The sequence below is a fragment of the Vreelandella boliviensis LC1 genome, assembly GCF_000236035.1.
In the GTDB taxonomy this organism is placed as follows: Bacteria; Pseudomonadota; Gammaproteobacteria; order Pseudomonadales; family Halomonadaceae; genus Vreelandella; species Vreelandella boliviensis.
Window position 1 is genome coordinate 352,006 of sequence record NZ_JH393258.1, and the last position, 11,864, is coordinate 363,869.

Here is an 11,864-nt window from a genome sequence, read left to right on the forward strand (position 1 = left end):
TACACCGGTAGGTCTAAATCGTCAAACAGCGACTGTTCATGGCGCGGGCCTGCCGTTAGTGCTTCATCAACCCGGTCGCGGGTTAAGTGAGGCGCAAAGCGCTCCAAAAAGTCATACATATAGCCGCGCATAAAGGTTCCACGACGAATACCGATCTTGGTCGTGGAGCTGGCAAACAGATGGCTTGCATCCAGCGCCACCAAATCCTCATCAAGCGCCTCGTCCACAGCCATGTGTGCCACAATGCCCACCCCCATGCCCAGCCGCACGTAGGTCTTGATCACGTCGGCATCGGCGGCAGTAAGCACCACATTGGGCGTTAGCCCTTTCGCTTTGAAAGCATCGTCTAACTGCGAGCGACCGGTAAACCCAAACACGTAGGTGACCAGCGGATGTTCGCCGAGTGCCTCAAGGGTTAACGGGGCCTGGTTTGTCGCTAAGGGGTGCCCCTTAGGTACCAGTACGCAGCGATTCCAGCGATAGCACGGCAGTAGCACTAAATCGGTAAACAGCTCTAACGACTCAGTAGCAATGGCGAAATCGGCTTGCCCTTCACTGACCATTTGCGCAATCTGCTTGGGTGTACCCTGCTGCATATGCAGGGCCACATCGGGATATTTCAGGGTAAATTCGCTGATAATCGGCGGTAGCGCGTAGCGAGCTTGGGTATGGGTCGTGGCAATGGCCAAGCTACCGCGGCGCTCATCACTATGCTCCTGAGCCACCTGCTTGATGTTTTCTGTGAGGCGCAGTACCTGCCCTGCCAGGTCGATAATCGACTGCCCCGCAGGCGTCACCCGTGTTAGGTGCTTGCCGCTGCGAGCAAAAATCTCGACGCCAAGCTCATCTTCTAACAAACGAATCTGTTTGGAGATCCCCGGCTGGGAGGTAAACAGACTTTGCGCTGTGGCCGAGACGTTTAGGTTATGTCGATTGACTTCCCAGATATAGCGTAGCTGTTGTAGCTTCATATCCTCACCTTATTTATTCTCTATAGAGATCTTTGCAGATCGTACCTCTATGTATGCCGTATTTTTTAGCACACCCATGCGCTGCGGCTACATCACGTCTGACTGGTTGCGTTATTGACTCGTCACTCTACAGCACCATATAGAATAAAAAACATCATAATAATATCTTTATATTATAAAAAAAACGTCCTACCAGCACTCATTTATTTCTGCTATTTAGTTAACTCACTATGCAGGAAATTTGCCAGCAACCTTCGCGCCCGCTAACATCTGCCCACGCTTATCGCGATAGACATGCGGCACGGTAAACGAGCGCCAATTGATCGCGTAATGACCGTTGCTCCATTTGAGGCAACGAAACAGTAAGAGCAACGCAAACGGAGAAGCAAATGGCTAATAATGTTGATGTCACCAACGCCAATTTTGAGCAAGAAGTCCTCAACGCTGAACAGCCTGTGCTAATGAAATTCTGGGCGCCCTGGTGTGGCCCATGCAAAGTCATGGCCCCAGTCGTTGATGAAGTGGCTGCAGAACGTCAGGAAAGCCTTAAAGTCGTTAGCGTCAATGTAGACGACGCACCTGAAATTGCTGCCGAACAAGGCGTACGCGGCGTTCCTACCGTCATGCTGTTTAAATCCGGCACCAAAGTCGCTTCACTGGTTGGCGCGCAATCTAAGTCCCAACTGACGCAGTTCATCGAACAAAACGCCTGATGAATGTGTAGCACTTGTAACAGCCGCCGACTCTGTCGGCGGTTGCATTTTCACTACTCTCTATCTTAACTTCAGCTACCTTAAGCCACCTTAACTTCAGCGCTTCCACGGCGGCAGACTGGCGTCACTTGCGCGATCATCTTTAACGCGACGCTTTCCTGGCCCTAATAGCCGAGCGATCCACCGCGTTTGCGGGTGACTATCAAGCGCAATCTTCAGCGTCATAGTCAGCACTACCGAAAGCAGCATCCCCGCCGCACCAAATATCCATCCCCACACCACCAGCGATAAAAACGCCACGAAAGTGGAAAGTCCCAGCGCCTGCCCCATTACCCGCGGCTCAATCAGGTTGCCGAGCACAAAGTTGATGACCAAATAGGCGGAGGCCAGTAGCAACGCCTGAAAAGCGCCGCCATCTTGGGAGACCAGCAGTAACAACACGGGAGGGATCGCGGCCAACGCGGAGCCAATATTAGGGATAAAGTTTAGCGCAAAGGCTAATACGCCCCACAGCAATGGAAAATCTACACCTACAACCACACATGAGAGCCACACTAGTGCTCCGGTTGCTAGGCTGATCATGGTTTTAACGGCCAGATAGCGCTTTAGCGTTAAGCTGAATTCACTAAAGCGTTTCAAGCTGGGTGCAGGGTTTTCCAATGCACGAGAAACCTTTTCACGCACATTGAGTGTTTCAAACAACATGAAGATGACCAGAAGCCCAACAATAATGCTTTGCATGAAGAGGTTGCCAAGCTGCCCCAATAGCGCGGGCATCCAGGAGCCTTCATCTTCCCCTTCGAAGAGCGAGTTGATCTGATCAGGATTAATCGCCAGCCCCCGCGAAGAGAGCGCATTGAGTAAGTTCCAATACTGTTCATATAGCCGCGACTCGATATCGGGCAAGGCAGTTACAAAGGTACTGAAACTATTGACCACCAACAGGCCAATCAGCGATATAAAACCTAGCAACACCATCAAGGTCAGAAATGCCGACATCCGCATGCTTAAACCACAGCGATTCAGCCACTGCACTGGTGAAGTGCATACTACAGCGATAAATATCGCGAGCAGCAGCGGCACTAATAAGTCAGCGCCTGCTTTCATACCAGCAATAATCACTACCAGCGCGGCGAGGGCCAAAGTGGCATTGAGAGGAACGCTACGGTAATCCTCATCCGACAATTTCGACATAATCCATCCCTAGCTTGTTGTCCATATATAATGGCTGTATTCGCCATATTGCACAAACCGTGCAAATAATAAGCAACTGTGTTGCTTCCACTCTTCCGTGCTGAACTATATCTTCTTCAAAGCTTCAAAATGATCTCTACGCTTCCAAATAACGTCTACTCTAACTTATTGAAATCTGGTCTTAACTCAGCGGCGCAGTTACCCGCATACTAAGGAAGTCATTTATGAAACTCATTCCACTTAGCTCTCAAAGACTAGGCTCTACAGGCCTACGCTCTCAACTTCTAGGCTACGGCCTGCTAGGTGGTGCCTTTTTGGCACTCCTTAGCGCTCCTCTTGCTCACGCTTCACCGTCACACCCGCCCCAGCCCAGCCTGCATGTTCAAGCGCAGTCGTGGGTTGAGGTAGAGCCCGACAAAGCCACCCTAAATGCGCGGCTGTGGGAAAACACTCCCGCCCTTTCCACCTTGGAAGAGAGCGATAGTAGTGCACTTAGCGATGCTCGCGAGCGTTTAGAAACCCGTGCCAGCGAATTAATCGCGCAGATGGAAGCCACCGGCCTTGAGCGCAACGCTATCAATGCAGGCTCGTTAAATGTCTATCCTGAGCATATTCAAGGGCCGCGTAAAGAAGGCGGCGAGCATGAAACCCTGCAGCGCACGCGTCTTGAGCGCCCGATCACCGTCGAACTCACCGACCTTGATCAGTTAAGCGAGGTGTTAGACGCGCTAATAGCCGCTGGTGTTAACTCATTGGATGGCGTGCAGTTTGATCTACAAGACCGCGACGCTGCCAGCGACGAAGCGCTGGTTAAAGCGCTAGAGAAAGCACAACACAAAGCAAACCTAATGGCCGACAGCTTAGAAACCGAACTGGGCCATGTGCAGCGCATTGAAGAGACTCAATCACCTATTTTCCAGCCGCGTATGATGGCGATGCGGGCGGAGAGCGATGCCGCCGGTGCTAGCCAATCGGGTGCCGCCAGCGAGTATCGCCCCGGCACCATCCGCATTGATGCCGGGGTTAGCGTTGAGTGGGCGCTTAAAGGGCCAGACGCTCCACGCCGCCCAGGTAGCGACGTAGCGGCTCAGGAATAGTTACCGAGCCATCCGCCTGCTGGTGGTTTTCAAGCACCGCCAGCAGGCAACGACCTACCGCCAGCCCTGAACCATTAAGAGTATGCAGCAGCTGCGGCTTTTTGGAATCCGGATGGCGATACCGCGCTTGCATACGCCGCGCCTGGAAATCCTCGCAGTTAGAGACCGAAGAGATCTCCCGATACGTCTCCTGGCTGGGCAGCCACACTTCTAAATCGTAGGTTTTTGTCGCCCCAAAGCCCATATCACCGGTGCACAACGTCACTACACGGTACGGCAAATCGAGCGCCTGCAGGATCGCCTCCGCATGACCACGCATCTCTTCCAGCGCTTCGTAGCTCTTCTCTGGCTCCACAATCTGCACCATTTCGACTTTATCGAACTGATGCTGGCGGATCATACCGCGGGTATCGCGCCCGTGTGAGCCCGCCTCGGAACGGAAACAGGGTGTATGTGCAGTAAGCTTCATCGGCAGCGCTGCCTGCTCGACAATTTCATCGCGCACAAAGTTGGTCAGCGGTACTTCTGAAGTAGGAATCAGGTGGTACTCGCGCTCATCGTCAAGCTTGAACAAATCTTCGCCAAACTTCGGCAGCTGACCGGTGCCCATCAGAGAATCGCGGTTGACCATATACGGCACGTAGCATTCTTCGTAGCCGTGCTGCTCGGTTTGGGTATCCAGCATAAACTGGGCCAACGCCCGATGCAGCCGCGCAATTGGCCCGCGCATCACCGCAAAGCGAGCACCGGTGATTTTAGCCGCCAGTTCAAAATCGAGATAACCCGACTTCTTACCTAGATCAACGTGATCTAGCACCTCGAAATCAAACTCCCGCGGCGCCCCCCAGCGGTGCAGCTCAACGTTATCGTTTTCGCTTTTGCCTTCCGGCACGCTTTCGTGGGGTAAGTTGGGAATACCGCTAATAGCGTCGTCCCACTCTTCTTGCACCTCTGCCAGCTCGCGCTTGGCTTTATCCAGGCGATCGCCTAGATCGCTGACTTCATCCAGCAGCGGCTGAATATCTTCACCGTTGGCCTTGGCCTTACCAATCGCTTTGGAGCGCATATTGCGCTCGTTTTGCAGCTGCTCGGTTTGCGTTTGCAGCTCGCGACGTCGCGACTCCAGCGCCTGCAATCCCGCTTTATCAAGCACAAAGCCCCGCCGGGCCAGTTGTTGAGCAACCGTGTCAAGATCACCGCGCAGCAGTTTCGGATCGAGCATGAATCCTGTCCCTTGGCCTGAAAACAATAGAAGCAACGCGCCAATGCACGTGCATAAAGGGGTCTATTGTAGGCAAAAGCGCGACGGGGAGCTATGGGCGGTGTCGGATGGCATACGTATAGTGTTGTGATTCGCACGGTTTCTCGGCAACCTACAGCTTATTGCCAACTTAACCTCTCTTTAGCCGAGCACCGCTGCCATGCCTACCGCTTTTGATCAAACGCTCGTCGCCATCGATGCCCTGCACGCCGAAGATCCGCGTTCCACGACGCTTGCCAATGGCGCACCCATGCCCCAGGAACAGGCCTATGCCCAACGCATGAGTGGCTGGCTAGACCGTGTGCATGACTCCCCCGATGAAGTACTACGTCTGGCAGTGCGCGCCCAGCACTTACAGCGCTGGTTAGTGCCGCGGGAGGAGTACCCTGAAGGGCGCGTAGGCTATTTAACCTGGCGGCGCGACCAGGGCAAGCGCGCCGGAAACACTACCGCCCAGCTAATGCGCGAGGCAGGCTACAGTGACGAGGACGCCGAGCGAGCCGCAACGATTATTGGCAAAAAAGGGTTGGGACGCGACCCCGATGTGCAAGCACTGGAAGATTGTGCCTGTTTGGTATTTCTAGAGAACTACTTTGCCGACTTCTCGCGCAAGATCGAGCACGACCATATGGTACGGATCGTGCAAATGACCTGGCGCAAAATGTCGCCCCGCGCTCACGAACTGGCCCTAACGTTACCGATGTCGGACGCCTCGTCCGAGTTGGTAAGAGAAGCCCTGGGAGCGGAATAAGGCGCGGAGTTAAGGTGCTAAGTAAAACACCACCGTGAGATGCAGCCGGGCAGCCGCTGCGGTAAAGTAGCGGTCTTCTTTTATTGCGCCCCCGGCACTGACGGCCTGATCAACTATGATTGCATCCTTGGACACGCGTACCGCCCCGTTTAAACGCTTGGGAAACGAGTATGTACGATTTTTACAAGCCCTAAAAACCCGTGGCTTTGAAGGCGAAATTGCCCCGGATTATGCCAACCGTACGGTGCTGGCGACGGATAATTCGATTTATCAGCGCCTGCCCCAGGCGGCGGTGTATCCCAAGCATGCAGAAGATCTAGAGCGCCTCACCCGGCTGGCCGCGCAAACCACTCACCGAAGCATTGTGTTAACGCCCAGAGGCGGCGGCACCGGCACCAACGGCCAGTCGCTCACTGATGGTATCGTGGTGGACGTTTCCCGCCACATGAACCAGATTCTCGAGATTGACGTTGAAAACCACCGAGTGCGTGTGCAAGCCGGGGTGATCAAGGATCAGCTCAACGCGGCGTTGAAGCCCCACGGGCTATTTTTCGCCCCGGAGCTTTCGACCTCCAACCGCGCCACGATAGGCGGCATGATCTCTACCGATGCCAGCGGCCAGGGCAGCTGCGAATACGGCAAAACCCGCGACCATGTGCTTGAACTCGATACCATTCTGATCGGCGGGCAGCACTTGCACAGCCGCGCCTTAACCCAGGATGAAGAACAAGCCGAGCGCCAGCAAGAAGGCATTCTTGGCCGCGTGCATACCACCGCGGCCGAGATTATCGACCAGCAGCGTGAGCTGATTGCGGCAAAATTTCCGCCGCTCAACCGCTGTTTAACCGGCTACGATCTGGCCCATTTGCGCGATGATAAAGGCCAGCTTAATCTCAACAGTCTGCTGTGCGGCTCGGAAGGCTCATTGGGCTTTTTGAACGAAGCGGTGCTCAATGTGCTGCCGATTCCTAAGCACTCCACGCTGGTCAATGTGCGCTATACCAGCTTTATGGACGCCCTGCGCGACGCCAAAACGCTGAAAGCCGCCAGCGCCCGTCCCACCTCCATCGAAACGGTGGATGACACCGTCCTCCAGCTCGCCATGGAAGACTTTGTCTGGGACAGCGTAGCGGCGTTTTTCCCGGACACCGGAACGGCGCCGATTCGCGGCATCAATTTGATCGAGTTTAATGACGAAGATGAAAGCGCCCTCGCCGAACGGGTAACGTCATTTATCGAACAACTGAGCCAAGATACCAGCGTCGAGCGGCTGGGCTACACCCTGGCCGAAGGGCGCGGGCAGATTCAGAAAGTCTACGCCATGCGCAAACGCTCGGTGGGTTTGCTCGGCAATGTCCAGGGAGAGAAACGCCCGATTCCGTTTGTAGAAGATACCGCTGTGCCGCCGGAGCATTTGGCGGACTTTATCGCCGAGTTTCGTGCCGCGCTGGATGCCCGAAGGCTCTCCTACGGCATGTTTGGCCATGTAGATGCGGGCGTGCTGCACGTGCGCCCGGCGCTGGATATGAAAGACCCTGCCCAGGAAGCGCTGATTCGCGAAATCTCCGATGAAGTCGTGGCTCTTACCCAGAAATATGGCGGTCTGTTGTGGGGCGAACATGGCAAGGGCGTGCGCTCTGAGTACGCGCCCAAGTTCTTTGGTGAGCTATATCCCAGCCTACAGCGGGTAAAAGCGGCCTTTGACCCCTTCAACCAGCTTAATCCCGGTAAGATTGCGTCTCCTCTTTTCACCCCTCCCGAAGCCGCGAGTCTCTCTATCCCGCCCGAAGCCGCGAGTCTCTCTACCCCGCCCCAAGTTGCGGGTAAGCCTGAAAGCGTCGAACTAATCGCCAGGGATAGCGACCCCGATCTGTTGACGGTCGATGGCGTGCCCATGCGCGGCCAGTTTGACCGCACCATCGATGAGCGTGCCTGGCAGGCCTACGACGCCGCGGTATACTGCAACGGCAATGGCGCTTGTTACAACTATGACCTTGACGACCCCATGTGTCCGTCCTGGAAAGCGACGCGGGATCGCCGCCACTCGCCCAAAGGCCGCGCCAGCATGATCCGCGAGTGGCTGCGCCTGCAGACCCTGGCTGGGGTCGACGTTGTTGAGGAGTCGCGCAAGAAAAAAGCCGAGGGGGGCTGGGGCTTTATTAAAAGCTTTCCGTTGCGGGTGGCCAATACCCTAAGCCGCAAACAGCACCACGACTATTCCCATGAAGTATACGACGCCATGGCGGGCTGCTTGGCGTGCAAATCCTGCGCGGGGCAGTGCCCGATCAAAGTCAACGTTCCGCAGTTTCGTTCGCAGTTTTTAGAGGTCTACCACGGCCGCTACCTACGCCCGCTGCGCGACTATGTAATTGGCGGCACCGAGTTTATGCTGCCTACCCTGGCCAAGGCCGCGCCGCTGTATAACGCGGTGATTGGTCAGCGCTGGGTGGAAAAGCTGATGCGCAGCAGCGTAGGCATGAGCGATTCCCCGGCACTTTCACGGGCCAGTGTTAAAAAGCAGCTAAACGCCTGGGGAGTCGCCGAGGCAACGCCGCTCTCGCTGGCCCTGTTAACGGATCAACAGCGCGCCAACAGCGTGATTATTGTTCAGGATGCCTTCACTACGCACTTTGAAGCCAAGCTGGTCATGGACGTAGTGGAGCTGCTGTCGCGCCTCAATCTACGCGTGTTCGTGATGCCCTATTCGGCTAACGGCAAACCGCTCCAGGTGCAGGGCTTTTTGGGCGCCTTCGAACGCACCGCCGCCAAGCAGGCCGAACGGCTACGCACCCTCGCTCGTTTTGATATCCCCATGGTGGGCATCGACCCGGCGATGACGCTCACCTACCGCCAGGAGTACGTCAAAGCGTTAGGCAATGAGGCCGTACCAGAGGTGTTGATGCTGCAGGAGTGGCTAGCAACGCGTATCAACACCTTGGCGCCTCGCCAACTGAAACTAACCGACCCTGGCTTTAAGCTGCTATCCCACTGCACCGAGAAAACCAACGCGCCAGGCAGCCCCAAGGCGTGGCAGCAGGTGTTCGCAGCGTTTGGTTTAGAGCTTGAGTTGGTGGCTACCGGCTGCTGCGGCATGTCGGGTACCTACGGTCATGAAACCCGCAACGCCGCTACGTCAAAAACTATCTACGCCCAGTCGTGGCAGCCCCAGGTAGAGGCACAGGAAAACAGCGGCAAGCTATTGGTTACCGGCTACTCCTGTCGTAGCCAAGTGAAGCGCTTTTCCCAGCAAACCCTACCACACCCGCTTCAGGCGCTGCTTATGTGCCTGAAGCAGGCCGGTTAAAAGAACAGGCGTTTCAACGCCAATCCCGGATCGCTTTCGCGCATAAAGGCTTCGCCAACCAGGAACCCGTTAATATTGTGGTCACGCATTAGCTCAACGTCATCGCGGGTATGAATACCCGATTCGGTAATCACCGTGATGCCCTCTGGAATGCGCGGCAACAGATCCAGGGTGGTGTTCAGGCTGGTTTCAAAGGTATGCAGGTTGCGGTTGTTGATGCCGACCAGCTTTAGATCCAGCGCCAGGGCGCGCTCAAGCTCCTCGGCGTCGTGCACCTCTACCAATACATCCATCTCCAACTGACTGGCCTGCTGGTGCAGGTCGCGCAGCTGTGCGTCATCCAGGGCGGCAACGATCAGCAGAATGCAGTCCGATCCAATCGCCCGAGCCTCACAGACCTGATAGCTGTGGGTAATAAAGTCTTTGCGAATCACCGGCAGCGTGCAGACATCCCGAGCGGCGATCAAATAGTCTTCGTGACCTTGGAAAAAGTCAGCGTCGGTGAGTACCGACAGACAAGCCGCGCCCCCTTGAGCATAGCTTTTAGCGATATCCGAAGGGTGAAACTCTTCACGAATAATGCCTTTTGACGGTGAGGCTTTTTTCACCTCGGCGATAATCGCTGGATCACCTGTGGCAATGCGCGTATTAAGCGCCTCAATAAAGCCACGCGGGGCACTTTGCTGCTCCCCGAGAGCGAGCAGATCTGCCTCTGAAACGGCCTGACGGCGCTCGGCCACCTCCTGCTCTTTGCGAGCCAGAATGCGCGTTAAAATAGTCGGCGTTGCCTGTTGAGTCATGATGATCTCGTCTTGTTTAAATACTTATCTTTTTAACAGCCTACTGCTTAAAAACGCTGGTAAAGTGCGAAAGCTCTTTGAGTTTTTCGAGCGGCAGCTTGGAGGCTTGTGCGTCCTGGGCCACCATCACGCCCTCTTTTAAGGTATCTGCAACGCCTGAACAGTAAAGCGCGGCCCCGGCGTTTAGCGCGACCATATCGGCAGCGGCACCTTCACCGGAAAGCGCTGCCTTGACCAAGCGCAGGCTGTCTTCAGCGCTGGCGGCTTTCAGCGTTGCCAGGCTCTGGCGCTCAATGCCCAGCTCTTCAGGCGTAATGGTGTACTGGGTAATCTCACCCTCTTTTAGTTCAGCTACCAAGGTGGGGCTGGCCAGGGAGATCTCATCCAGGCCGTCCTCAGAGTGGACGACCATCACGTGCCGGCTGCCCAAGGCTTTCAGCACTTCCGCCATTAATGGCACTAACTCCGGCGCGTAAACACCCAGTACTTGGTTGGGTGCGCCAGCAGGGTTGGTCAGCGGGCCCAAAATATTAAACAGCGTGCGTACGCCCATTTCCCGGCGCGGGCCAATGGCATAGCGCATCGCCGGATGGTGGTTGGGTGCGAACATAAAGCCTACGCCCACCTGCTCAATACAGCGCGCTACCTGTTCAGGTTTGAGATCCAGGTAGATACCCGCCACATCGAATAGATCAGCGCTGCCCGACGACGACGAAACGCTACGATTACCGTGTTTGGCTACATGGGCACCAGCGGCAGCGGCGACAAAACTGGCAGCCGTGGAAACGTTAAACAGGTTGGCGCCATCACCACCGGTGCCGACGATATCCACGATGTTTTCGGCATTCAGCTCAACGCGCTTCATCAGCTCGCGCATTACCTGAGCAGCGGCGCTAATTTCAACGGCGCTTTCGCCTTTCATGGCAAGGCCTACCAGCAGGCCACCAATTTGCGCATCGCTGGCATCGCCGGTCATGATCTGGCGCATCAAGGCGTGCATGGCATCGAAAGTGAGGTCTTCGCGGCGCATCACCGCATTAATCGCGTCTCGCATTTGCATGAGCAGAGGGGCCCCTAAAAGCGTGTGAAACCGGCCATCAGCCGCGTTTTAAAAAATTGGCCAACAGCTCGTGGCCTTGGCGGGTAAGAATTGACTCGGGGTGAAACTGCACCCCTTCAATATCCAGCTCGCGGTGACGAAACCCCATGACTAAACCGGGGGTCACATCGTCATCGCCTGTCCAGGCAGTAACTTGCAAACAGTCGGGCAAGCTTGCTTTATCGACGACCAAAGAGTGATAGCGGGTAACCTCAACTGGGTTATTCAGCCCTTCGAACACGCCTTGATTAGCGTGCAGCACAGCAGAGGTTTTGCCGTGCATCACCTGCGGAGCGTGCACGACCTTGCCACCATACACCTGGCCAATCGCCTGATGGCCCAGGCAGACACCTAAAATAGGCAGCCTGCCAGCAAAGTGTTTGATGGCAGCCATGGAGATTCCCGCCTCGTTGGGCGTGCAGGGCCCTGGCGATACCACCAAATGCGTCGGCGCCAGCGCTTCAATTTGCTCAATGGTGATGTCGTCGTTGAGGTGAGTGATCACTTCTGCGCCCAGCTCACCCAGATACTGCACGATGTTAAACGTGAAGCTGTCGTAATTATCCAGCATGAGGACTTTCCGCGCTGACTGCTTCCGCACCGACTCAGCTTGCGCCATTATCCTACTTACTCCATTGCGTCATTTCGACCACAGATGAAACCGCTAATGTGGT

At 55.5% G+C, this 11,864-nt stretch carries 10 protein-coding genes; 4 read left to right on the plus strand and 6 right to left on the minus strand.

Features of this window, described 5'->3' with window-relative positions; genetic code table 11:
- Window positions 1-971 (minus strand): HTH-type transcriptional regulator CysB (gene cysB / locus KUC_RS10825; RefSeq protein WP_040481014.1); only part of this gene is annotated, 971 nt, incomplete at its 3' end.
- Window positions 972-1,360: 389 nt separating this feature from the next.
- On the opposite strand from cysB, the gene trxA reads away from it, so the two are divergent.
- Window positions 1,361-1,684: a thioredoxin gene (gene trxA / locus KUC_RS10830; RefSeq protein ID WP_007113240.1), complete on the plus strand. Its 324-nt coding sequence runs from the start codon at window positions 1,361-1,363 to the stop codon at window positions 1,682-1,684.
- Between the two features lie 96 nt (window positions 1,685-1,780).
- On the opposite strand, the gene KUC_RS10835 is transcribed toward trxA, so the two are convergent.
- Window positions 1,781-2,878 carry an AI-2E family transporter gene (locus KUC_RS10835; RefSeq protein WP_007113241.1) on the minus strand — a complete coding sequence of 366 codons (1,098 nt, stop codon included), beginning with the start codon at window positions 2,876-2,878 and terminating at the stop codon, window positions 1,781-1,783.
- A gap of 224 nt (window positions 2,879-3,102) precedes the next feature.
- Here KUC_RS10835 and KUC_RS10840 point away from each other — a divergent pair, with 224 nt between their 5' ends.
- Window positions 3,103-3,975, plus strand: a complete 873-nt coding sequence (locus tag KUC_RS10840) for an SIMPL domain-containing protein (RefSeq protein WP_040480677.1) — start codon at window positions 3,103-3,105, stop codon at window positions 3,973-3,975.
- Here KUC_RS10840 and serS read toward each other — a convergent pair.
- Entirely contained in the window at window positions 3,920-5,197 is a 1,278-nt protein-coding gene (serS, locus tag KUC_RS10845; protein WP_007113242.1) for a serine--tRNA ligase, read from the minus strand. The genes KUC_RS10840 and serS overlap by 56 nt on opposite strands.
- Before the next feature lie 199 nt (window positions 5,198-5,396).
- On the opposite strand from serS, the gene KUC_RS10850 reads away from it, so the two are divergent.
- Together KUC_RS10850 and KUC_RS10855 are read left to right on the plus strand one after the other, a co-directional pair.
- A complete protein-coding gene (locus KUC_RS10850) occupies window positions 5,397-5,987 on the plus strand; it encodes a DUF4202 domain-containing protein (RefSeq protein ID WP_007113243.1) in 591 nt (196 codons plus the stop codon).
- A 115-nt stretch (window positions 5,988-6,102) separates the two neighbouring features.
- Complete coding sequence (locus tag KUC_RS10855) at window positions 6,103-9,291, plus strand: FAD-binding and (Fe-S)-binding domain-containing protein (protein ID WP_007113245.1); 3,189 nt, start codon at window positions 6,103-6,105, stop codon at window positions 9,289-9,291.
- Here KUC_RS10855 and trpC read toward each other — a convergent pair.
- The 3 genes from trpC to KUC_RS10870 are packed head-to-tail and all read right to left on the minus strand — an operon-like array spanning window position 9,288 to window position 11,809.
- Window positions 9,288-10,091 (minus strand): indole-3-glycerol phosphate synthase TrpC, encoded by an 804-nt coding sequence (trpC, locus tag KUC_RS10860; RefSeq protein WP_007113246.1) that lies wholly within the window; start codon window positions 10,089-10,091, stop codon window positions 9,288-9,290. The genes KUC_RS10855 and trpC overlap by 4 nt on opposite strands.
- 40 nt (window positions 10,092-10,131) lie before the next feature.
- Complete coding sequence (gene trpD / locus KUC_RS10865) at window positions 10,132-11,151, minus strand: anthranilate phosphoribosyltransferase (RefSeq protein ID WP_007113247.1); 1,020 nt, start codon at window positions 11,149-11,151, stop codon at window positions 10,132-10,134.
- Between the two features lie 37 nt (window positions 11,152-11,188).
- Complete coding sequence (locus KUC_RS10870) at window positions 11,189-11,809, minus strand: anthranilate synthase component II (protein WP_050804847.1); 621 nt, start codon at window positions 11,807-11,809, stop codon at window positions 11,189-11,191.
- Window positions 11,810-11,864: the final 55 nt, after the last annotated feature.